The organism is Phenylobacterium kunshanense (assembly GCF_003254525.1).
GTDB lineage: Bacteria > Pseudomonadota > Alphaproteobacteria > Caulobacterales > Caulobacteraceae > Phenylobacterium > Phenylobacterium kunshanense.
The window spans coordinates 251,760-274,267 of record NZ_QFYS01000005.1 but is presented as its reverse complement, the minus strand read 5'-3'; the positions used below and the strand labels follow the sequence as shown (position 1 = coordinate 274,267).

Below are 22,508 nucleotides of genomic sequence, written 5' to 3'. Positions count from 1 at the left end.
CGGGCCCGCAGGTCGGCGACCAGGCGCGTTTTTCGAGTTCTTTCTCCATCCCGTCCCGCGGCACGCCCGACATCGCTTGACGCCCCCGGCGGCCCGCCTTCAATTCGCCGCCAGCAGGGCGTCCGGAACGCCCACGGAAACGTCTGGGAACCACCGAATGAAAACCATGCTGATGGCCGCCGCGGCGGCCGTTGCGCTCACCTGGGCCGCGCCGGTCGCGGCTCAGGCTCAAGCCCCCACGGCCGCTGAGGCCAAGGCCTTCGTCGAGGCCGCCGAGGCCGAGCTGGACAAGGTCAACGCCTTCGCCGCCCGCGCCGCCTGGGTGCGCGCCAACTTCATCACCGAGGACACCCAGTGGCTGGAGGCCAAGTCCTCGGCCGAGCAGAACGCCACGGTGACGCGGCTGGCCACCGAGGCCGCGCGCTTCAACGGCGTGGCGGCCGACCCGGTGACCGCCCGCAAGCTGAAGCTGCTGAAGCTCTACCTGGTCTCGCCGGCGCCGAACCGGCCGGGCGCGGCCGAGGAGCTGGCGGGCCTGCTGACCAGGCTGGATTCCACCTATTCGACCGGCAAGTTCGAGCACAAGGGCAAGCCGATCACCCTCAACGACGCCGAGGACGTGCTGGCCGAGAGCCGCGATCCGGCCGAGCTGAAGGCGGTGTGGGAAGGCTGGCACGGCGTCGCCAAGGTGATGAAGCCGGACTACGCCCGCTTCGCCGCGCTGTCGAACGAGGGCGCCAAGAGCCTGGGCTTCAAGGACACCGGCGCCCTGTGGCGCTCGAACTACGACATGGAGCCCGACGCCTTCGCCGCCGAGACCGACCGGCTGTGGAAGCAGGTCGAGCCGTTCTACCGCAACCTGCACTGCTACGTGCGGGCGCGGCTGAACGACAAGTACGGCGATGCGGTGCAGCCCCGGAAGGGCCCGATCCGCGCCGACCTGCTCGGCAACATGTGGGCCCAGCAGTGGGGGAACATCTACGACATCGTGCAGCCGAAGGGCGTCACGTCCAGCTACAGCCTGGACAAGCTGCTGGAGGCCAAGGGCTACGACGCCACGAAAATGGTGAAGACCGGCGAGGCGTTCTATTCTTCGCTCGGCTACTCGCCCCTGCCCGAGACGTTCTGGGAACGCTCGCTGATCACCCGCCCGCGCGACCGCGAGGTCGTCTGCCACGCCAGCGCCTGGAACCTCGACGACAAGGACGACATCCGCATCAAGATGTGCACGAAGGTCAACGCCGACGACTTCCGCACCGTCCACCACGAACTCGGCCACAACTACTACCAACGCGCCTACAAGAATCAGCCGACTCTGTTCCGCTCAGGCGCGAACGACGGATTTCATGAAGCTATAGGCGACTTCGCTGCACTTTCAGCTTCTACTCCGACTTACTTGAATCAGATCGGACTGCTTGATCAAATACCTGGCGCAGAGGAAGATATTCCCTTCCTCCTCAAGATGGCGCTCGACAAGATCGCCTTCATGCCGTTCGGCCTCCTGGTCGACCGCTGGCGCTGGGGCGTGTTCTCGGGCGAGACGACGCCCGAGGAATACAATGCCGATTGGTGGGCTCTGCGCCTGAAGTACCAGGGCCTGACGCCGCCGGGCGACCGGCCGGCCGACGCCTTCGACCCGGGCGCCAAGTACCACGTGCCGGGCAACACGCCGTACACCCGCTACTTCCTGGCCCACATCTACCAGTTCCAGTTCCACCGGGCAGCCTGCGCCCAGGCGGGCTGGAAGGGCCCGCTGCACCGCTGCTCCGTCTACGGCCAGAAGGCGGTGGGCGAGAAGTTCAACCGCATGATGGAGATGGGCCAGTCCCAGCCCTGGCCGCAGGCCCTTGCCGAGTTCTCGGGCGAGACCCGCACCGACGCCAGCGCCGTCGCCGCCTACTTCAAGCCACTCGACGCCTGGCTGACCAAGCAGAACAAGGGCGAACAGTGCGGCTGGTGACCCCGGCCCGATGACCGACGCTGCGAACGTCGAGCAGCGGTTCGAAGTCGAAACGCCCTTCGGCCCCGTCTGGTTGTGGGGGCGGGATACGGGAAGGCCGCTCGTCGTCGTGGCGACGGGCGCCTTCGCCGAGTCGTGGGTGTACGACCGGCTCCAGCTCACCTTGCCCGCGGTGGACGTGGTGCGCTTCCACCTGCCCTCCAACCACTGCCCACCGCTGACGCCGAACAACCTTGGGACCATCTCCCGAGGACTGACGACGGCGCTGCAGACCCTGTTTCCGAACCGGCCGACGGCGATCTTCGGCCTATCCACCGGGGCGCTGGTGGCCCTCGCGGTGACAGCCCCGCAGGTACGGCGGCTGGTGCTGGTGGAGCCCTTCCTGCGGACCGCCCACGCCTGGCCGCTGCACGACCTGCCCCGCATCGCCAGGGACGAAGCCCAGCGCGAGCTCCTGTGGAACGTGCTCGGCGTGGCGGAGGGAAAGATCGAGGCGCGGGACTATCGACACCTCTTGGACCGGCTCTCCGTCCCGACGGTGGCGCTCGTCGGGCGGACGCCCTTGGGAGAGCGGCGAAGGGTTCCCGCGATGCCCAGCCTGGTGGACGGGGCCGACCGGGCGCTTCTCCAGACCCACCCGATGGTCCACGTGTTCGAACTCGAGGGGGGCCACGACGTCGCGACCGAGAGCCTCGGCGAGCTTTTCCGGCATGTGGCCCACGCGGCCGGCGCGATCATCGCCGATCCGCGCCGGGCGACGTCCTAAGTCGCGAAGGCCTTCCAGATCAGGTGCGCCCCCACTGGGATCATCAGACCGTAGATCAGCACATAGAAGCGTTCAGCCTGGACCCGCTTCACCAGCCAAACGCCCGCGAAGGTGGAGGCGATGGCGACTGGGAGGAGGGCCGCCACGGCCGCCAGGTTCTGTGGCGTGAACTGCCCGAGGGCGGCATAGGCCGGGACCTTGAGCCAGTTGATGATGGCGAAGAAGATCGCCGTGGTGCCCACCAGCGTTTTCGGCGGGAGGCCGCGCGGCAGCACCCACATCTGGAACGGCGGGCCGCCCGCGTGGGCGATCTGGCTGGTGAAGCCCGACACCGCCCCGAACGCCGCGCCGACCACCACTGAGGAACTTGCCGGAGCTTGGACCCGGCCGCCGCGCATCAGCCAAAGGCGGTGCACGGCGAACACGATCGAGATCGCGCCCAGGACACCCAGCACCGCGGCCGCCGAAACCTGAGCCGCCAACAGGTAGCCGCCGAGTATGCCCACGGCGGCGCCGGGGATCATGATCACCAGGATCCGGCGGTCCCAGTCCCGGCGGAACGCCCACACGCTGACCGCGTCCTGCACGATCAGAATGGGCAGGAGGATCGCTGCGGCCTGGACCGGCGATACGGCCAGGGCCAGCAGGGGCATGGACACGGCCCCCACGCCCGAGAACCCGCCCTTGGCGAGCCCCATGAGCACCACGGCGGGAATGGCCAGGGCGTAGAAGACCGGATCGGCAATCACGCCTGCTGCCTATCGCGCAGCGGCGGTCCTAGGCGAGCTTGATCTCGCGCAGACGCTCCTTGAGGTAGTCGTCTGCCGTGATCGGCTCCGGGTACCGGTCAGGGTGGTCCGCGTCGATGCAACTCGGCAGCGTCTTGATCAAGTAGTCCGAGTTGAAGTGGAGGAAGAACGGCGTGGAGTAGCGCGGGAATCCGCGGCGCTCGGGCGCCGGGTTCACGACCCGGTGCGTCGTCGACGGCAGCCTGTGGTTCACCAGACGCTGCAGCATGTCGCCGATGTTGCAGACGAGGCTGCCGGCCGGCGGATTGATCGCGATCCAGCGGCCGTCGTGGTCCTTCACCTCCAGCCCGGCCTCCTCGGCCCCGAGCAGCAGGGTGATGACATTGATGTCCTCGTGCGCCCCCGCGCGGATGTGAGGCCCGTCCTGCGGCACCGGCGGATAGTGCAGCAGGCGCAGGATGGAATTGCCCACGTCGACCTTGTCGGCGAAGAAATCACGCGGCAGGTCCAGGTAGACGCTGATCGCCTGCAACACCTTAAGGCCCATGGCGTCCAGCGCCTGGTAGAGCCACTGCACCTTCTCCCGGAACTCAGGCAGCTCGGCGTCGGGCCAGATGTTGTCGGGCATGTGGTCGCGGAAGCGGTGGCCCGCCGGCAGGTCGCGGCCCACGTGCCAGAATTCCTTGAGGTCGTAGTGGGTGTGTCCCTTGGCGGTCTCGACGCCGAAGGGCGTGTATCCGCGCTGGCCGGCGATCGGCAGTTTGTACTTCAGCTTGGTCTCTTCGGGCAGGGCGAAGAACCGCTTCATCTGGTCGAGCGCGGCGTCGATGCGGGCCTGGTCGAGGCCGTGATCCGAGATCGCGGCGAAGCCCCAGCGGGCGTAGCTGTCGCCCAGCTTCTGACTGAAGGCCGCGAAGTCCGCATCGTACAGCTTGAACGAAACGGGCTCGATGGAGTCCTGGATTTGGAGGGCTTGGCTCATGCGCGCGTTCTACACCGCCAGCCCGGCGCGCGCAGTTGACATTTCTCAGCCCCTTGAACGGTCGTCCTCCTCGGCGGCCATGCGCTGCATCTCGGCCCGTAGCAGCTTCTCCATGGTGGCCCGGCTGTCGCGCGTCGCCATGATGTAACGCTCTTCCTCGCCCGCGACCGGGGCCAACTTGTCGAAGAGCTTCTGGTCATGTTCGCGGAACAGGCTGACCGCATGACCTGCCCGCCGCTCAGAGAGTCCGAGCCCCAGCAACGCCTTGCGGCCGAACGCCAGCGCGCTCTCGAACGTCTCGCGCTCGACGAAATCCCCGCCGACCTTGATCAGCTCGTAGGCGTGACGACGGTCGAACGCTCGGGCCACGATCGTGAGGTGCGGGAAATATTCGGTGGCGGCCTTCACCAGCTCGACCGCCTTGTCGGGGTCGTCGATGGCCACGAGCAGCATCTTCGCCTTGTCGGCGCCGGCGGCCCGCAACAGATCGAGCCGGCTGGCGTCGCCATAGTGCACGCGCCACCCGAACCGACGGATCAGGTCGATCTGCTCGATGGACGACTCCAGCATCGTGACCTTGAAGTCGTTGGCCATCAGCAGGCGCGTCGCGATCTGACCGAACCGGCCGAATCCGGCGACGATGATGTCCGGAGCGCCCTCGTCGAACGGCAGATGCTCCGGCTCGGCCCGGGCCCCGGCGCGGTCCAGGACGACCCGCTCGTAAAGGGCGAACGCCACCGGCGTCAGGGCCATCGAAAGGGCGACGACGGCTGTGGCGAGCCCGGTCGTAGCCTGGCTCAGCACACCCGCCGCCGCGACGAACCCTAGGAGAACGAAGGCGAACTCGCCGCCCTGCGCCAGCGACACAGCGATCGTCGCCGAGTCGCGTTGGTTGCGGCGGAACAGCCTGGCTACCACCCACATCGCGAGGAACTTGACCGCCATCAGGCCCACGGTCAGCGACAGGATCTGAACTGGCGCTCGGGCGACCAGGCCGAGGTCAAGACCCGCCCCGACCGTGATGAAGAAGAGCCCCAGCAGAAGGCCGCGGAATGGCTCTATGTCGGTCTCCAGCTCGCGCCGGAACTCGCTTTCGGCCAGAACCACGCCCGCCAGGAAGGCGCCAAGCGCCGGCGACAGCCCGACCAGCTCCATCAGCGCGGCGACGCCCACCACCAGCAGCAGCGCCGAGGCGGTGAATATCTCCCGCAGGCGCGCGGCGGCGATGAACCGGAACAGCGGCCGGGTGAGATAGCGTCCGCCGACCACCACGACCGCCACGGCGCCGAAGGTGGCGAGGATGCGGAGCCACTCCGGCTGACCGTCCAGCGCACCCCCACCGTGGCCCGCTTCGAGGTGGCCGACTGGCGCGACAGCCAGCAGCGGCAGGAAGGCGAACAGCGGAATGACGGCGAGATCCTGGAACAGCAGCACGCCGAAGGCGCCCTGCCCGACCGGCCCCTGCCTCAGCCCTTTCTCCTCCAGGCCCTGCAGTACGATCGCGGTCGACGACAGCGACAGGATGAGACCCAGCGCAGCGGCGACCCGCCAATCCAGACCCATCAGCAGGACGCACCCGCCGATCGCGGCGGCGCTGGCCGCCATCTGGACCGCGCCAAGGCCGAAGATCGAGTTCCGCATCTGCCACAGCAGCGCGGGACGCACCTCCAGGCCGATCAGGAACAGCAGGATCACCACGCCGAACTCGGCGAAGGCCATCACATCGGCCTGGTCGCCCACCAGACGCAGGGCGAACGGCCCCACGATCACGCCCGCGATCAGGTATCCCAGCACCGAGCCGAGACCGAGCCGCTTGGCGATCGGCACCGAGATCACGCCGGCGGCCAGATACACCAGCGCCTGGAGCAGAAGGGAATCGGCGGTCATCGGAAGGGATCCATCGACGAAACGGTGGGCCTCTCGCCCAAATCATCAATCAGTGAATTTTTCCGCACGCCCGGTTCTCAACCGCCGTTCCGTGGCGTAATCAGACAGGCATGGCTGACAAGGTTCGCAAAGACGCGGTCGAGGCGCTGCAAGGGCTGCTCTTCGACGGCATGACGATCATGGCGGGCGGCTTCGGGCTGTGCGGCATCCCCGAGACGCTGATCGCGGCGATCCGCCAAGCCGGCGTCAAGGACCTGACCGTGGTCTCGAACAACTGCGGTGTCGACGACTTCGGTCTCGGTGTGCTGCTGGCCGGTGGCCAGATCCGCAAGATGATCTCGAGCTACGTCGGCGAGAACAAGCTGTTCGCCGAGCTATACCTCTCCGGGAAGCTGGAGCTGGAATTCAATCCGCAGGGCACCCTGGCCGAGCGCATCCGCGCCGGCGGCGCAGGCATCCCGGCCTTCTTCACCAAGACCGGCGTCGGGACGCTGGTGGCCGAAGGCAAGGAGGTCCGGGAGTTCGACGGTGAGCTCTATGTGATGGAGCGGGGGCTGACGGCCGACCTCTCCATCGTGAAGGCCTGGAGGGGCGACCGCGAAGGCAACCTCGTCTATCGAAAGACGGCCCGGAACTTCAATCCAATGATGGCCACGGCCGGCAAGGTCTGCGTCGCCGAGGTGGAGTCCCTAGTGGAGACCGGGGCGATCGACCCCGATCACATCCACACCCCCGGCATCTACGTCGACCGCATCCTGCAGGGCGTGCACGAGAAGCGGATCGAGCAACTGACCACCCGCAAGAAGGAAGTCGCATAGATGGCCTGGACGCGTGACCAGATCGCCGCCCGCGCCGCGCAGGAGCTGCGCGACGGCTTCTATGTAAACCTGGGCATCGGCATTCCGACCTTGGTGGCGAACTACATCCCCGAGGGCATGTCGGTGACGCTGCAGAGCGAGAACGGCATGCTGGGCATGGGCCCGTTCCCCTACGAGGGCGAGGCCGACCCGGACCTGATCAACGCCGGCAAACAGACGATCACCGCCCTGCCTTCCAGCTCGTATTTCTCCAGCGCCGACAGCTTCGCCATGATCCGCGGCGGACATATCGACCTGTCCATCCTGGGCGCCATGCAGGTGGCCAGGAACGGCGACCTCGCCAACTGGATGGTTCCAGGCAAGATGGTGAAGGGGATGGGCGGCGCCATGGATCTGGTGGCGGGCGTCAAGCGCGTGGTGGTGGTGATGGAACACACCGAGAAGACCGGCGCGCCGAAGCTGCTGGACGCCTGCACCTTGCCGCTCACCGGCCAGGGCGTGGTGGACCTCGTGATCACCGACCTTGGGGTCTTCGACGTCAGCCGGGGCAAGAAGCCGCTCACGCTGCTGGAGCTGGCGCCGGGCGTCACACTGGACGAAATCCGCGCCAAGACCGGGGCCGCCTTCGAGGTCGCCGGCAAGGTCCCGGCCTGACAGCCATGGCGCCCCGGCCGTCGCGCATCTGGGTGAGGCTGGCGGTGGCCTTTGTCGCGGGCGCGCTATCCTACCTGGGCTTTGCGTTGTGGCTCGGACTGACGGTTGGGCACCCGCCCGACGATCCCGCGCTGCGCGACCGCAGCGCGGCGCTGGCCATCGCGGGCCTGGTGGTCTGCCTGGCCGCCGGCCTGGTCTCGCTGGTCGCACTGGCCGCCGCCCTGGCGCTGGCGCTGAAGCGGATGTTCGCCCGCAAGCCTTGAAGCCGCCGCCATCCGCCTCACGTAATGTCGGTACGGCGCATGGCCGCCTGGACGAGACGCGAGGACGCCCCCCATGAGAGCCCTGACCTTCGCCGCCGCCTTGATCGCCGCGGGCCTCGCCGCCACGTCCGTCCAGGCAAAGCCCCGGACCGCTGTCTTCGCCGGCGGGTGCTTCTGGTCGGTGGAGAAGTTCTTCGAGGCGACGCCGGGCGTGATTTCCGCCGTCTCGGGCTATTCTGGAGGCTCGACGCCCAACCCGACCTACGACAGCCACCGGGGCCACCTGGAGGCCGTCAAGGTCACCTACGACCCGGCGAAGATCACCTACGCCAAGCTGGTCGAGCGGTTCTATCGCAACATCGACCCGACCGATCCGACCGGCCAGATCTGCGACAAGGGCCCGTCCTACCGGACCGCCGTCTTCGTCTCCAACGCCGAGGAGCGCGCGGTCGCCGAGGCCGAACGGCTCAAGGTCGAGAAGCTCCTCGGCGCCAAGGTGACGGTGCAGACCCGCAACGCCTCGCCCTTCTGGAACGCCGAGGCCTATCACCAGGACTTCGCGAAGAAGAACCCGGCCCACTATGAACGCTACCGTGTCGGGTGCGGCAGGGACAGGGCGCTCAAGGCGGTGTGGGGAGGCCGCTGATCTCATCGCGCGGGCGGGGAGCGAACCCCTCGCCGACGAACATCTCCACCTTGCGCTTGTGCTTCGGGTCGAGCCAGACGCTGGCGATTTCGAGGCCTGACGCGCGGGCGAAATCGGCCTGCATCTCTTCGCGGCGCCAGCCCTCGTAGGACACCATCAGCACCCGCCCGCCGATCTCGCGCGTCAGCGGCGCCGTGATCTCGGCCTGGTTCTGCGGGCCTTCCATCAAGAGCCAGCTCGCGAGCGGCGGCGTGGACAGGCCGAGACGATCACGGCCGTAGTAGCTGACGGCGTAGAACAGGAAGCGGTTGTTGACCGCGATGGCGGTCAGGCCCGGCTCGCGCTCCGCCCGGTCGAGGATGATGTCCGTGGTCTGCTCCCAGCCACGGGCGCGTTTCAGGCCATTGGCGAGCCCGATGCGATCCGCCAGCGCCGGCGAGGCCACAGCGGCAAGGAAGAAGGCCGCGACGGCCGCCTGGATCACCAGCGCCGCCACCAGCCATCGGCGGGCGCGCCAACGCACCAACCAGGCGGCGACGAGGATGGCGCCCGCGAGATAGCCCGCCCCGGACCAGTTCGCATTGGCCCGGCTGATGAAGGCCTGGCCCGTTACGATCAGAAGCGGGGGGAGCGCGAAGCAGAGCAAGGTCAGGTCGCGCGGGTCGATGGCGCGGCGACGGACGGCCAGCCCTGTGCCCGCGATCAGGACCCCCAGCGGGATGGGCCCGAACACGCCCAACTGCGAGCCGACGAACGCGGCCATCTCGCCGATGTTGAACAGCTGCACGCCGCTCCAGGCGGCGTTGGCCGCCGTGTGCTGGAACGTCGCGAACCCATGCGCGGCGTTCCAGGCGAGGTTCGGCGCCAGGATCACGACCAGCGCCGCGAGCGCCACGCCCGCCGCCTTCGCAGACCATGCCGTGCGGGCCGGACGCGAGACCGCCAGGTGGATGGCGAGCCCCACCACAAAATACACCGCGGCGTACTTTGACAGGAACGCCAGCCCCAGCGCACCGCCGATTCCCGCCGCCAGCGGTAGCCGGTGACGGCTCTCGGCCTCCAGGAAGGCGACATAGGCGAGGATCGTGAGGCCTAGGAAGAACAGCAGCGGCGCATCGGTGGCCGCCACCAGGGCGGAAAGCTGAATCCCCGGCATCAACGCGTAGAGCGCCGCCGCAGCCAGCCCGACCGCGCCGCCGTAGAGACGCCGGCCGATGAGGAACACGAGGAGGCTCGCCCCGGCCTGGTAGAGCCCGGCCGAAAGCCGCACCCACGGCTCCGAATCACCACCGATCGCGGTGGTGGCCCAGATCGACCAGGCGATCACCGGCGGTTTGGAATAGTAGCCGAAGTCGAGGGTCCGCGACCAAAGCCAGTACTGAGCCTCGTCGGGGTAGAGCTCCAGCGGCGAGGCGAAGAGCGCCACGAGCCGGGCCACCAGCAAGGCGGCCGTGAGGATGAGGGCGGCGCGCAGGTCGCCGGTCGCGCCTTGCGGCCTCGGGGGTTGCGGCATCTGACCTCTCGAACGCCGCGCGACCCTACCCGCAGGCGCCCGCTTCGCAAGCGCAGTGATGCGTTTTCGCCTCAGTGTGACAGTCTCGGGCACACCGTAGCAAAACCGTCACCAACGGCCTGAATTTTGGCGCTATAGGGGCGATCAAGACCGCGCGGACACGCTTTGGGGCTTCGCCGCTCGGATCTCTTGATGAGGGGTACTCAATGATCTCGATGCGGAAGCTCGCCTACGGGGCGGCTTTGAGCGCGCTGGTGTGCGGCATGGGAACCGCCGCCTATGCGCAGGAAACGACCTCGGCCGTGCGCGGCGCGGTGACGAACGCTGCCGGCCCGGTCCGGAACGCGAGCGTCACGCTCGTCCACACGCCGTCTGGCACGCGCCAGGTGACGGGCACCAACGCTGAAGGCGTGTTCGACGCCCGCGGCCTGCGTGTCGGCGGTCCGTACACCGTGACGGTGACGGCGCCCGGCCAGCCCAGCAAGACGCTGAACGACATCTACCTGGAAGTCGGCCAGACCCAGCGCCTCGACATCTCGCTCGAAGCCGAGGTCGAGGAAGTGGTCATCGCCGGCACCCGCGACCTGTCCCGCGACAACTCCGGCCTGCAGTCCACCCTGACCCGCGTCGACGTGGAGTCGGTCGTGAGCGTGACCCGTGACGTCCGCGACCTTGCCCGCCGCAACATGCTGGTCTCGCAGAACTCGCGCGGCGACTCGGGCATTTCGATCGCCGGCTCGAACCCGCGGACCAACCGCATCACCATCGACGGCACCCAGGCCCAGGACGACTTCGGCCTGAACACGGGCGGCCTGCCGACCCGCCGCGGCCCGGTGTCCCTGGACGCCATCGAGCAGTTCAGCGTCACGGCCGTGCCGATCGACGTCGAGAACGGCGACTTCACCGGCGGCGCCCTGGACGTGGTGCTCCGCTCGGGGACCAACAGCTTCCACGGCAGCGCCTTCGTCAACTACCTGAACGACGGGATGCAGGGCCGGAAGATCCGCGGCCGGCGCGTCAACACCGCCATCACCCAGGAAAACTACGGCGCCTTCCTCTCGGGCCCGATCCTGCAGGACCGCCTGTTCTTCGCGGTGTCGTACGAGAAGTACAAGACCGCCGACACCACCGGCTTCGGCCCGACCGACGGCGGCTACGCGAACTCGGTGCGGGGCATCTCCCAGGCCACGATCGACAATATCCTGGGCATCTTCAACAACGCGTACGCGACGGATTTCGACGCGGGCAACATCACCCGCACCAAGCCGATCCTGGACGAGAAGTACTCGATCAAGCTCGACTGGAACATCAACGACAACCATCGCCTGTCGTTCACGAACCGGTACGCGCTGTCGGAGCTGAGCAGCCGGACCAACCTCAACGCCACCTCGGCCGGCCTGGACTCGCAGTGGTACCTCACCGGTGAAGAGGACTACGCCTATGTCCTCGACCTGAACTCGCGCTGGACCGACAACTTCAGCACCCAGATCCGCCTGACGCATCGCGACTACGAGCGCCGTCAGCAGCCGCCGTCCGGCCAGGAATTCGCCGACATCACCGTCTGTTCGGCCCCCACGAGCGTGAACTCCGGCGGGGACACGACCACCAGCTGCGGCTCCTCCTCGGTGGTCCGCTTCGGTCCGGACCAGTTCCGGCACGCCAACTTCCTGGAGACCCGCAACAGCCAGCTTCAGGCGAAAGCCGAGTGGTCGTTGGGCCAGCACCTGATCAAGTTCGGCTACCAGGGCCAGCGCCAGAAGGTGTTCAACATCTTCGTGCCGAACTCTGACGGGACCTACTACTTCGACTCCGTCGCCGACTTCCAAGCGGGCCGCGCCAATCGCCTTATCTATCAGAACGCCACCACGGGCGTGGCCGAGGATGCGGCGGCGGACTTCACCTATTACGTCCACAGCGCGTTCTTCCAGGACACGCTGCAGATCACCGACAACTTCAAGGTGACCGCCGGCTTCCGCTACGACTGGTACCAGAGCGACGACAAGCCGACCTTCAACCGGAACTTCGTCAACCGCCTCGGCTTCTCAAATCAGACGACCTACGACGGCAAGAGCGTGATGATGCCGCGCGTGTCGTTCGAGTACGAACCGACGAGCTGGGTGAAGGTCAACGGCGGCGCCGGCCTGTTCTCGGGCGGCTTCCCCGACGTGCTGCTGTCCAACAGCTACAGCAACACCGGCATCCTGACCTCGGGCATCCAGATCGAGCGGAACGCGGATGGCACCTTCCGCGACACGACCGGCGCCCCGGGCTTCACCCAGGCGATCGGTGCGGCGGCGCTGAACATCAACACCGCCGATCCGCGCTTCGGCTACGACATCCCGTCGGCCGTGACCGGCTTCCAGGGCGGTGCGGTCGTCCCGCCCAGCAACGAGGTCAACGCCTTCCTGCCGTCGTACCAGATGCCGTCCGACTGGAAGTACTTCCTGTCGGTGACGTTCCAGCCTGAGCAGGGCTGGGCGGAGACCTGGGCCGGCAACTTCAGCCCGGTGTTCGACGACTGGCGCCTGACCTTCGACGTCGTCCACACCGACGTGAACAACGGGCTGCTGTTCAGGGACTTCCGCGCCACTCCGCTGCTGGTCGGCGGCGTCCAGCAGTACACGCCGGACGGCCGGATCCGTTACGACGGCATCGGCGGCACGGCGGCCCAGCGCGCGGCGGCTGGCATCACCTCGACCAACCCGGGTTCGAACCGCGACATCATCGCCCTGAACACCGACCGGGGTCAGACGACGAACTTCAGCGTCACGCTGCAGCGCGACTTCGACTTCGGCCTCGGCGTCCTGCTGGGCTACGCCTACCAGGACCAGAAAGACATGGTGTCGGGCGGCCGCTTCGGCTCCACCGCCAACTCGCTCTACGGCGGCGGCGCGGCGGGCCTCGATCCGAACGAAGAGGCCTACGGAACCTCGTTCGAGGAGATCAAGCACCGCTTCAAGTTCGAAGCCAGCTACCAGAAGAACTTCTTCCGCGACCTGGCCACCCGCGTGAATCTGTTCGGGGAGGTCCGTTCGGGCCGTCCGATCAGCTGGGTGATGAACGATCCGGCCTCGGGCCGTGGCTCCACCTTCGGCGTCAACCGCGGCAACATGCTGCTGTACGTGCCGGACTTCGCCAACGACGCGAACCCGAACGACCTGAACGTCGGCTTCGTGACCTTCGACAGCGCCGCGACGCGCGACAACTTCCGTCGCGTGGTCGAGCAGTTCGGCCTGCCGCAGGGCCAGATCGTGCCGAAGGGCGCGGGCTCCAACGACCAGCCCGAGATCTACCAGCTCGACCTGCAGCTCTCGCAGGACCTGCCGACCTTCATCAAGGGCCACAAGTTCCAGGTCATTCTCGACGTCCAGAACGTCCTGAACCTGATCGACAGCGACTGGGGTCTGATCGAAGAGTACACGGACGCCAACCGCGTGATCAGCGCCCAGTGCGCCGACGCCAACGGTGCGGCGGCCCCGGCCGGCAGCCCGGTCTGCGTCCGCTACCGCTACACCAACTTCAACACCTCGGCGGAAACCAAGAACACTGAAAACCCGCTGAGCCGTTCGCTGTGGGCCGTCCAGGTCCGCCTGAAGTACCAGTTCTAAGCCCCGCCAGGGACTTCGAGCTTCCGAGGGGCGGCTGCGGGGACGCAGCCGCCCCTCTCTCTTTTTTGGGGGTATGCTTGACGCGGGGGACCGGGGGGGCCATCTGCGCCCGGCTTTGAAGGGATGGGTCGTCAGATGAGCTTTGTCGTTCCGCCGGAATGGGCGCCGCACAGGGCGATGTGGGTGGGTTTCCCCAGCCACGCGGACCTCTGGGAAGACGACCTCCCCGCCGCCCAGGCCGAGGTTGCAGCGCTAGCGCGCGCCCTGGCCGGGCCAGGCGCCGAGCATGTGAAGCTGATGACCGGGCATCCCGACGGCGAGGCGGCCGCCCGGCGGATGCTGGGCGACGTGGCGGGGATCGAGATCGTCCCCGGCCGGTTCGGCGACATCTGGCTGCGCGACACCGGCCCGATCTTCGCTGGCGGCAAGGCGCACGGCTTCCGCTTCAACGGCTGGGGCGGCAAGTACGACCTGCCCTACGACGACACCGTGGCCGAGCAGATCGCCGCGGCTTCGGGCGCGGAGCTGGTGCGCCATGACTTCATCCTGGAGGGCGGCGCGGTCGACCACGACGGCAGGGGCACGGTGCTGACCACCGGCCAGTGCCTGCTGAACGCGAACCGCAATCCCGGCTGGGACGACCGCGACGCCGAGGCGGCCCTCCGCGACAGCCTCGGCGCGAAGAAGCTGCTTTGGCTGGGCGACGGCCTGCGCAACGACCATACCGACGGCCACGTCGACAACCTGGCCCGGTTCGTCGCCCCGGGCGTGGTGGCCATTCCGGTTGCCTGGGGCAAGGGCGACCCGAACGCCGCCGCCTTCGACGACGCCGCACGCCGCCTCGCGCACATGACCGACGCCGACGGCGAAAAGCTGAGGGTCGTGCGCATCCCGTCCCCAGGCTGGGTCGAGGGCGACGAGGGCCAGCCGATCCCGGCCAGCCACATGAACTTCCTGATCGCCAACCAGGCGGTCATCGTGCCGATCTATGAAGAGAAGCCCGGCGAGTTCGCGGTGGAGACGCTGAAGCAGGTGTTCCCCGACCGCACGGTGATCGGCCTGCCCTCCGTCGCCATCCTGACCGGCGGCGGATCCTTCCACTGCATCACCCAGCAGGAGCCGGCCTGATGCCTCGCGAACTGACCGTCGCCGCCATCCAGACCTCGTACGGCGAGGACATGACGGCCAACATCGAGAAGACCGCCCGCTTCATCCGCGCAGCGGCGGCCGAGGGCGCGCAGGTGATCCTGCCTTCCGAGCTGTTCCAGGGCCCCTACTTCTGCGTCGCGCAGGAGGAACGCTGGTTCGCGACCGCCTATCCGTGGCGCGAGCATCCGGCGGTGAAAGCCCTGGCCCCGCTGGCCGGCGAGCTGGGCGTGGTGATCCCGATCTCGATCTTCGAGCGCGAGGGACCGCACTACTTCAACAGCCTGGTGATGGCTGACGCGGACGGCAGCCTGATGGGCGTCTATCGCAAGAGCCACATCCCCGACGGCCCGGGCTACATGGAGAAGTACTACTTCCGGCCGGGCGACACGGGCTTCAAGGTCTGGGACACCCGCTTCGGCCGCATCGGCGTCGGCATCTGCTGGGACCAGTGGTACCCGGAGTGCGCCCGCGCCATGGCCCTGATGGGCGCCGAGGTGCTGCTCTATCCCACCGCCATCGGCTCCGAACCGCATGACGCCACCCTCGACACCGCCGCGCCCTGGCGCCGGGCGATGCAGGGCCACGCGGTGTCCAACGTCATCCCCGTGGTCGGGGCCAACCGCACGGGCTTCGAGCCCTGGGACGGCTATCCCAATGGCGGACAGCAGTTCTATGGCTCCAGCTTCGTCGCCGACCACCGGGGCGACCTGGTCTCCGCCCTCGGCCGCGAGGACGAGGGGCTGGTGAAGGCCACCTTCGACCTCGACTTCCTCCAGACCCACCGCGCCGCCTGGGGCTTCTTCCGCGACCGGCGGACCGACCTCTACGGCGCCCTGGCGAACCCGCGGCCGCAATGACCGCAGGGATCAGGATCGAGACCGAGCGCCTCATCCTGCGGCCCTGGCGCGACGAGGACCGCGAGGCGTTCGCCGCGCTCAACGCCGACCCCCGTGTGGCGGAGTGGCTGGGCGGCCCGCTGGACCGCGCAGCCAGCGACGCCATGGTGGACCGCATCAACGGCCACATCGCCGAGCACGGCTTCGGTTTCTGGGCGGCCGAACGCAAGCAGGATGGCGTGCTGGTCGGGATGATCGGGCTGGGCGTCGTGAAGCCCGAGGCCCTGCCGGTCGGGCCGGCCATCGAAATGGGCTGGCGCCTCGCCCAGCACGCCTGGGGCGGGGGCTACGCCACAGAGGGCGCTCGCGCGGCCCTCGCCTGGGGCTTTGACCACCTGGACGTCGGCGAGATCATCGCCTTCACGGGGCAGACCAACCTTCGCTCGCAGGCGGTCATGCGCAGGCTCGGGATGGCGGCGGACCCTTCACGGGACTTCGATCACCCCCGCCTCGCCGAAGACCACCCGCTCCGAAGGCACGTGGTCTTCGCGATCCAGCGCCCCTAAGCCCCCGGCGCCGGACAGTTCGCCGGCGCCGACTTCGCGCTCGCAATCTCGCGCTTGAGGGCCTCAAGATCGGCCATGAACGCCGGGTCGGCGTGCAGGCGGGCCACCATGCCGGCGGCGAGGTTGCGCCCGGCCTGGGTGTCGGAGGGGAAGTGGACGCCACAGATCACCCGGCTGTCGCCGCTCTCCTGGCCCAGCCGCAGCAGGGCGTCCGCCTTGGCCGGCGCCGCCTCGGTGAGGATCAGCGCCCAGGACCAGGCGACCATGGCGTGTCCGGACGGATAGGACGCGTTGGTCTCCAGCCACTTCTCGCGCGGCACGCAGATCGGCGCATCATTGCCGAGCGCCGGCCGCTTGCGGGCAAAGAAGTCCTTGGGCGGAGTGCCCACATCGCGCACGTCGAGCTCGATCTTGTGCAGCAGCTTCCAGGCGGCCGGGGTCTGGGCCTCGCTGATCTCCACGCCCAGGGCGCAGGAGAAGCGCTTCAGGGCCCCGCCCTGCCACAGGTCGTTGTCCTGCTGGGCCACCTTCCAGCGCGGGCTGTCCTTGAGAGCGCGGGTCTCCTCATAGTAGGCCCGGTCCGCCTTGTCGTGGGCAGAACCGGCCGCGGGCGGCGGCGGCAGGATCGCCTTGCCGTCCAGCGCGCCTTTCGGGAGATAGCCCACCAGCTTGGTGGGAACGGGCTGAGACTTGGCCGGATCCGGCGCCACGCCTGCCTGCTGAGTCCCAGAGGTGGCGGCGCAGGACGACAGCGCGACGACCGCCGCGGCGGTGATCAGGACACGGATCAAGGCTCAACCCCCATTGTTCAGCTGCGCAGCACGGTCTTGCCGTTCTTGATGACCGTGGCGCCCCGTTCCTTAACCCGGGCCTCGAACGAGATCACGCCCCCATCTTTCCAGAGGTCGACGGTGATGGTGTCTCCGGGGAAGACGGGCGCCGAGAAGCGCGCCTGGTGGCTGAGGATCTGGTCCGCATCGTAGCCGGTGATCGCCTGCAGCACGGCGCGGCAGGTGATGCCGTAGGTGCACAGGCCATGGAGGATCGGTCGCGGGAATCCGGCCCGCTTGGCCACATCCGGGTCGGAGTGCAGCGGATTGCGGTCGCCGTTCAGGCGGTAAAGCAGCGCCTGGTCGGGGCGGGTGGCGAAATCCACCGAAAGGTCCGGCTTGCGCTCCGGAACCGGGTGCGGCTCGGGAGCCCCTTCCGAGGGCCCGCCGAACCCACCGTCGCCCCGGCAGAAGCTGGAGCCCGTGAGCGTGGCGACCTTCTCGCCCTTGTCGTCGCGCCAGATAGTCTCGGAGACGAGCACCGCGCCCTTGTCCTTGCCCTTGTCGTAGGCGCCGATCGTGCGGCTCTCGCTCGTGAAGGTTCCAGCCGACGGCAGAGCCCGGTGGAGCTCCACCTTCTGCTCGCCGTGGACCAGCATCAGGAAGTTCGGCGCGCTGGGCCGGTGGCCAGGCTTCGTCGGCAGCGGCTCGCCGCGTCCGCGGCCGGCGAGCACGGTCGCCGCTGTCGGCACGACCTTCAGCCCCTTCTCGTAGACGAACGCCAGCTCGGTCTCGTCCATCGGATCGGCGCCCAGGCCGATGCCCAGAGCGTAGAGCATCACGTCCTTGTCGTCGTAGCTGAAGCTCTTCGGCTGAGTCCCCTGGTCCAGGATGTCCGGATAGTGGATCGGCATGGCGTCCCTCCCTGCATGTTCGTTTTTTCGGTATGGCGATTGAAGGGCCGGAACGCCCGTCGCGCAAGCGCCGCGCCGCATTTGCCGCGAGGGGTGTGATCGGCTAGGAGAGGCCCCTTCGCGCGCGCCCGAACGCCGGTCGCGGCGCCCAGAAAAGTTTCGAAGGTTTCCTAGATGGCCACCCAACCGATGCCGCCGGGCCAGCTTTCCGGCAACGTCCTGTTCTATTCCAAGCCCGAGCCGCTGGCGAAGGAGCTGCACTCCAAGCTTGGCGTCAAGCGCATGGACGGCCCGTTTGGCTTCGCCAAGACCGGCCACGCCATCCCGCTGACCGTGGGCGAGTTCCCGCTGGCCGCCGTGACCGGTCCGATCATCTTCGTCGGCGACGAGAAGCTGCCGATCGCCGTGATGGGCCTCAACTCGGGTGAGAACATGTTCGTCAAGGATGACGGCACGTTCGAAAGCGGCATCTACATCCCGGCCTATGTGCGCCGCTATCCGTTCGTGTTCGCGAACGACGACGCCAGCAAGCAGATGGTGCTGTGCATCGATCGTGGGGCCGAGTTCATCACGGACAAGGGCTACGACATGCCGTTCTTCGACGAGAAGGGCGAGCCCACCGAGTACACGAAGAACTGCATCGAGTTCTGCAACAACTTCGAGGTCGAGCGTCAGCGGACCATGAGCTTCGTCCAGCTCCTGAAGGACCTGGACCTGTTCGAGACCAAGACCGCCACCTTCACCCCGGCCAACCCCGACGGCACGCCCGGCGAGCCCCAGAAGATCGCCGAATACTTCGGCGTCTCCGAGGACAAGCTGAACGCCCTGCCGGCGGAGAAGTTCGTCGAGCTGCGCGACAACGGCGCCCTCGGCCAGATCTACGCCCACATGCACAGCCTGGTGGGCTGGGACCGCCTCGTGGCCCTGGCCCTGACCAAGGCCGCGCAACAACCGCAGGCGCTGAACTCGTAAGCCTCGCGTCCCTCCTCGTCAGGGGAGGGACAGCTCGCTCTGGCGAGCAGGGTGGGGATCACGGGATCAGGCGCAGAGCCCGATCGTACGCCCCCACCCGGCCGGCGAGCCGGCCCCCTCCCCCGAAGAGGAGGGATGAACTCAAATCACCGCGAAAAGACGCTCCGCGTCAGGCACGAGAAGACGAGCCGCCCGGCCTCGTCGAGCAGGTCGTGCTGGGCGATGACAATGCCCTTGTCGTCGCCGACCGGGTCCTTGGCCATCACCGTCATGCGCCCGCGGAGGAGTTCGCCGGCCGGCGGGTTGCGCATCCAGCGCAGGGCGTCGACCCCCAGCCGCTTCGTCTGGGGCCAATCGGTGGCGGCCACCGCGTCGAGGCGCGCCCAGATGGCGAAGACCATGGCGTCCGGCGCGCCGCGATCCAGGGTCCAACCCGGCGTGAACGCTCTGCAGAACGTCTCCAGGGCGGCGGCATCGACCGCCGCGGCGCCCAGGGTGACGACCTGGCCGATCTCGATGTCGTCGAAGGAGGCGGGCAAGCGGAGGCTCCATGATTCCACGAAACGCGACGGCCCGATCATGGCCCGTGGACGCGCCAAGTCGAGCCCGCTTTGCGTGTCGGCCCTCCACACGCCATATAGCGGCGGTAAAGTCGTCGAGGCCTTGAGGTGGGAATGCGGTTTCTGCTGGGTGCGCTATGCGCCGTCCTCTTCACAAGCGGAGCATTCGCCCAGCCGGTGAACACCGGCCACCTGACCGCCGAGCTGGTCTCATCGACCCGCGGGATCGCGCCTGGGCAGACCATCCGGGTGGCCCTGCGGCAGCAGATCCAGAAGGACTGGCACACCTACTGGCGCAATCCTGGCGACTCCGGCGAGGCGACCAAACTCACCTGGGCCCTGCCGGCAGGGTGGTCGGCCTCGGAGTTCACCTGGCCCACGCCGCACCGGCTACCCGTCGGACCGCTGGTCAACTACGGCTACTCCGACGAGGTGTTGCTGCCGCTGACGCTGACCGCGCCGGCCGACGCCCGGCCGGGCGAGACGATCACCCTCACAGCCAAGGCGCAGTTCCTCGTCTGCGCCGACATCTGCATTCCGGAGGATGCGGACCTCACGTTGGCTCTGCCCGTGACGGCCTCCCCGGCGGCGCCCGATCCAACGTGGAGCGGGAAGATCAGCAAGGCCCTCGCGGATGCGCCGAAGCCGGCCGGTCTTGCCGGAGCCTTCGAAAAGCAGGGCGACGTCGTGAAGCTGGCCCTGACGGGCGCCGCCCTCAAGGGCGCCGACATGGCCGGGGCCTACTTCTTCCCGTTCTCAGGGTCGGCGATCGACCATGCCAAGCCCCAGGCGATCGAACGGGGACCCGAAGGCCTGACCCTGACGCTGACGCCAGGCTACGGTTTCCAGTCGGGCGAGGTGTCGCAGCTTGGCGGCGTTCTGGCGCTGGAAGGAAAGGCGTACGAGGTCGTGGCCACGCCGGGGCCGCTGCCGGCCGCGGCCTCCGGCCTCGGACCGCCGCCTGCGAAGCTGGCCAATGGCGCGGCCGGCGCGAACCTCGGCCTGATCCCGGCTGTGATCCTCGCCTTCGCTGGCGGGCTGATCCTGAACCTGATGCCCTGTGTCTTCCCCGTCCTGGCCATGAAGGCGGCCTCGCTCGCCGGTCACGGCGGCGCGCATGGAGATGCCCGGCGGCAGGGGCTCGCGTTCGGCGCAGGCGTGCTGGCGACATTCCTTGCGCTGGCGGGCGCGCTCATCGTCGTCCGCGCCGCCGGCGGCGAGGTGGGCTGGGGCTTCCAGCTCCAGAACCCCGCCGTCGTGGCGATCCTGGCGCTGGTGATGCTAGCGGTCGCGCTGAACCTGTCCGGCGTCTACGAGGTCGGGACCTCGCTGCAGGGCGTGGGCTCTGGCCTCGCCGCCCGCGGCGGCGTCACCGGAGCGTTCTTCACCGGCGTTCTTGCCGTGGTGGTGGCCGCGCCCTGCACGGCGCCCTTCATGGGCCCCGCGATCGGCTGGGCGCTGACCCAGGCGCCCATCGCCGCGCTCGCGGTCTTCCTGGGACTAGGTATCGGCTTCGCCGCGCCCTTCGTGGCGGTGGCCTATGTCCCGGCGCTGATCAACCGGTTGCCCAAGCCAGGCCCGTGGATGGACGTCTTCCGCAAGGCGCTGGCCTTCCCGATGTATGGGGCTGTCGCCTGGCTGGTCTGGGTGCTCACGGTGCAGGCCGGCGCGGACGCCGTGCCGCGCATCCTGGGAGCCGGCATACTGCTGGCCCTCGCGCTCTGGATCGCCGGCGCGGCACAGCGGCAGCACGCCCTCGGTCACCGACCGACCGGCCTTGCCGCGGCCGCCGCGATTTTAGGCCTGGTGGCTGTGGCGGGGGGCGCGGTCTGGCCCCAGTACGCCGAGGCGGGATCCGCCGCGGGATCGGGCGCCGCCGAGCTGGAGGAGCAGACCTACAGCCCGGAGAAGCTGGCGGCGTTGCGCGCCGAGGGGCGCCCCGTACTGGTGAACTACACCGCCGCCTGGTGCGTGAGCTGCCAGGTGAACGACCGCGTGGCGCTGTCGACCAAGGCCGTATCCGAGGCGCTTGCGCGCAACAACGCGGTCTACCTCAAGGCCGATTGGACAAAGCGCGACCCCCAGATCGCCACCGAGCTGGCCGCCTTCGGCCGCGCCGGCGTCCCGCTCTACCTCGTGTATGGCGCGAAGGGCGGAGAGCCCGCTATCCTGCCGTCGCTGCTGACGGAAGGCATCGTCGTGAAGGCGATCGACGCCGCCGCCGCGAGCTGACCGTCCGCCATTCCACTCCCGCCCAGCATGGAGACGCAGACGATGATCGATCGACGCCTCACCCTCGGCCTGCTGGCCGCCGCCGCCGCCGCCTCCCCCGCGCTCGCCGCGCCGACGATCGGGCAGCCGGCGCCCGGCTTCTCGGCCGTGGACGCGGACGGCCGCACCCGCTCTCTTTCGGAATTCCGGGGCAAGACAGTGGTTCTCGAATGGACCAACAACGGCTGCCCCTATGTGCAGAAGCACTACAACTCGGGGAGCATGCAGTCGCTGCAGACCACCGCCGCCAAGGATGGGGTCGCCTGGCTGACCATCGTCTCGTCCGCGCCGGGCATGCAGGGTCACCTGACGGGCGCCGAAGCCAAGGCCTGGAAGGCCAGGGAGAAAGCTGCGTCCACCGCGGTGCTGCTCGATCCCACAGGAGCTGTCGGCCGCGCCTATGACGCCAAGACCACGCCGCACATGTACATCATCGATAAGACCGGCAAGCTGGTCTACATGGGCGGCATCGACGACCGGGCATCTGCCAGCCCGGAGAGCCTCAAGGGGGCGACGAACTACGTGAGCGCCGCCCTGGCCGACGTGAAAGCCGGCCGGCCGGTGGCTCAGGCGGCGACGCGCCCTTACGGCTGCAGTGTGAAGTACGGCTCGGCCGGCTGAGAG

Annotated in this window: 20 protein-coding genes; 13 read left to right on the top strand and 7 right to left on the bottom strand. The window is 68.4% G+C overall.

Annotated elements, in window-relative coordinates:
* Positions 1–157: 157 nt before the first annotated feature.
* Entirely contained in the window at positions 158–1,960 is a 1,803-nt protein-coding gene (locus tag DJ019_RS13210; protein WP_111276496.1) for a M2 family metallopeptidase, read from the top strand.
* Between the two features lie 10 nt (positions 1,961–1,970).
* The gene (locus DJ019_RS13205) at positions 1,971–2,726 is read left to right on the top strand and encodes an alpha/beta fold hydrolase (RefSeq protein WP_111276495.1); all 756 of its coding nucleotides are present in this window, start codon (positions 1,971–1,973) and stop codon (positions 2,724–2,726) included.
* On the opposite strand, the gene DJ019_RS13200 is transcribed toward DJ019_RS13205, so the two are convergent.
* From DJ019_RS13200 to DJ019_RS13190, 3 genes are read right to left on the bottom strand one after another with little or no spacing between them, the layout of a single operon-like run.
* On the bottom strand, positions 2,723–3,475 hold the full coding sequence (locus DJ019_RS13200) for a sulfite exporter TauE/SafE family protein (protein ID WP_111276494.1): 753 nt from the start codon (positions 3,473–3,475) through the stop codon (positions 2,723–2,725). The two genes, DJ019_RS13205 and DJ019_RS13200, sit on opposite strands and share 4 nt — an antisense overlap.
* Before the next feature lie 28 nt (positions 3,476–3,503).
* Positions 3,504–4,457, bottom strand: a complete 954-nt coding sequence (locus DJ019_RS13195) for an isopenicillin N synthase family dioxygenase (protein ID WP_111276493.1) — start codon at positions 4,455–4,457, stop codon at positions 3,504–3,506.
* A gap of 45 nt (positions 4,458–4,502) precedes the next feature.
* Complete coding sequence (locus DJ019_RS13190; protein WP_111276492.1) at positions 4,503–6,344, bottom strand: monovalent cation:proton antiporter-2 (CPA2) family protein; 1,842 nt, start codon at positions 6,342–6,344, stop codon at positions 4,503–4,505.
* A gap of 110 nt (positions 6,345–6,454) precedes the next feature.
* Here DJ019_RS13190 and DJ019_RS13185 point away from each other — a divergent pair, with 110 nt between their 5' ends.
* The 4 genes from DJ019_RS13185 to msrA all read left to right on the top strand — a co-directional run bounded on the left by DJ019_RS13185 (position 6,455) and on the right by msrA (position 8,725).
* Positions 6,455–7,162, top strand: coding sequence for a CoA transferase subunit A (locus DJ019_RS13185; RefSeq protein ID WP_111276491.1), 708 nt, complete (start codon positions 6,455–6,457; stop codon positions 7,160–7,162).
* Complete coding sequence (locus tag DJ019_RS13180) at positions 7,163–7,816, top strand: 3-oxoacid CoA-transferase subunit B (protein ID WP_111276490.1); 654 nt, start codon at positions 7,163–7,165, stop codon at positions 7,814–7,816.
* Between the two features lie 5 nt (positions 7,817–7,821).
* Positions 7,822–8,079 (top strand): hypothetical protein, encoded by a 258-nt coding sequence (locus tag DJ019_RS13175; protein ID WP_111276489.1) that lies wholly within the window; start codon positions 7,822–7,824, stop codon positions 8,077–8,079.
* Between the two features lie 73 nt (positions 8,080–8,152).
* Positions 8,153–8,725 carry a peptide-methionine (S)-S-oxide reductase MsrA gene (msrA, locus tag DJ019_RS13170; RefSeq protein WP_111276488.1) on the top strand — a complete coding sequence of 191 codons (573 nt, stop codon included), beginning with the start codon at positions 8,153–8,155 and terminating at the stop codon, positions 8,723–8,725.
* Here msrA and DJ019_RS13165 read toward each other — a convergent pair.
* Positions 8,700–10,238, bottom strand: a complete 1,539-nt coding sequence (locus tag DJ019_RS13165; protein WP_111276487.1) for an ArnT family glycosyltransferase — start codon at positions 10,236–10,238, stop codon at positions 8,700–8,702. The genes msrA and DJ019_RS13165 overlap by 26 nt on opposite strands.
* 206 nt (positions 10,239–10,444) lie before the next feature.
* On the opposite strand from DJ019_RS13165, the gene DJ019_RS13160 reads away from it, so the two are divergent.
* The 4 genes from DJ019_RS13160 (at position 10,445) to DJ019_RS13145 (ending at position 16,397) form a co-directional block, all read left to right on the top strand.
* Positions 10,445–13,846 carry a TonB-dependent receptor gene (locus tag DJ019_RS13160; RefSeq protein WP_240606475.1) on the top strand — a complete coding sequence of 1,134 codons (3,402 nt, stop codon included), beginning with the start codon at positions 10,445–10,447 and terminating at the stop codon, positions 13,844–13,846.
* A gap of 135 nt (positions 13,847–13,981) precedes the next feature.
* Positions 13,982–14,974 carry an agmatine deiminase family protein gene (locus tag DJ019_RS13155; protein ID WP_111276486.1) on the top strand — a complete coding sequence of 331 codons (993 nt, stop codon included), beginning with the start codon at positions 13,982–13,984 and terminating at the stop codon, positions 14,972–14,974.
* Positions 14,974–15,852, top strand: a complete 879-nt coding sequence (aguB, locus tag DJ019_RS13150) for an N-carbamoylputrescine amidase (protein WP_111276485.1) — start codon at positions 14,974–14,976, stop codon at positions 15,850–15,852. The genes DJ019_RS13155 and aguB overlap by 1 nt, the downstream gene beginning before the upstream one ends.
* On the top strand, positions 15,849–16,397 hold the full coding sequence (locus DJ019_RS13145; protein ID WP_111276484.1) for a GNAT family N-acetyltransferase: 549 nt from the start codon (positions 15,849–15,851) through the stop codon (positions 16,395–16,397). The genes aguB and DJ019_RS13145 overlap by 4 nt, the downstream gene beginning before the upstream one ends.
* Here the strand turns inward: DJ019_RS13145 and DJ019_RS13140 are convergent.
* Together DJ019_RS13140 and DJ019_RS13135 are read right to left on the bottom strand one after the other, a co-directional pair.
* Entirely contained in the window at positions 16,394–17,188 is a 795-nt protein-coding gene (locus DJ019_RS13140) for an acid phosphatase (RefSeq protein WP_111276483.1), read from the bottom strand. The genes DJ019_RS13145 and DJ019_RS13140 overlap by 4 nt on opposite strands.
* A gap of 17 nt (positions 17,189–17,205) precedes the next feature.
* Complete coding sequence (locus DJ019_RS13135) at positions 17,206–18,081, bottom strand: MaoC/PaaZ C-terminal domain-containing protein (protein ID WP_111276482.1); 876 nt, start codon at positions 18,079–18,081, stop codon at positions 17,206–17,208.
* Between the two features lie 174 nt (positions 18,082–18,255).
* Here DJ019_RS13135 and DJ019_RS13130 point away from each other — a divergent pair, with 174 nt between their 5' ends.
* Positions 18,256–19,053 carry a SapC family protein gene (locus DJ019_RS13130; RefSeq protein ID WP_111276481.1) on the top strand — a complete coding sequence of 266 codons (798 nt, stop codon included), beginning with the start codon at positions 18,256–18,258 and terminating at the stop codon, positions 19,051–19,053.
* A gap of 146 nt (positions 19,054–19,199) precedes the next feature.
* Here DJ019_RS13130 and DJ019_RS13125 read toward each other — a convergent pair whose 3' ends face one another.
* Positions 19,200–19,592, bottom strand: coding sequence for a hotdog family protein (locus DJ019_RS13125; protein WP_111276480.1), 393 nt, complete (start codon positions 19,590–19,592; stop codon positions 19,200–19,202).
* A 135-nt stretch (positions 19,593–19,727) separates the two neighbouring features.
* Between DJ019_RS13125 and DJ019_RS13120 the strand changes: the two genes are divergently transcribed.
* Both DJ019_RS13120 and DJ019_RS13115 read left to right on the top strand, forming a co-directional pair.
* Positions 19,728–21,845 (top strand): protein-disulfide reductase DsbD family protein, encoded by a 2,118-nt coding sequence (locus DJ019_RS13120; RefSeq protein ID WP_111276479.1) that lies wholly within the window; start codon positions 19,728–19,730, stop codon positions 21,843–21,845.
* A gap of 42 nt (positions 21,846–21,887) precedes the next feature.
* On the top strand, positions 21,888–22,505 hold the full coding sequence (locus DJ019_RS13115; protein WP_111276478.1) for a thioredoxin family protein: 618 nt from the start codon (positions 21,888–21,890) through the stop codon (positions 22,503–22,505).
* Positions 22,506–22,508 lie beyond the last annotated feature (3 nt).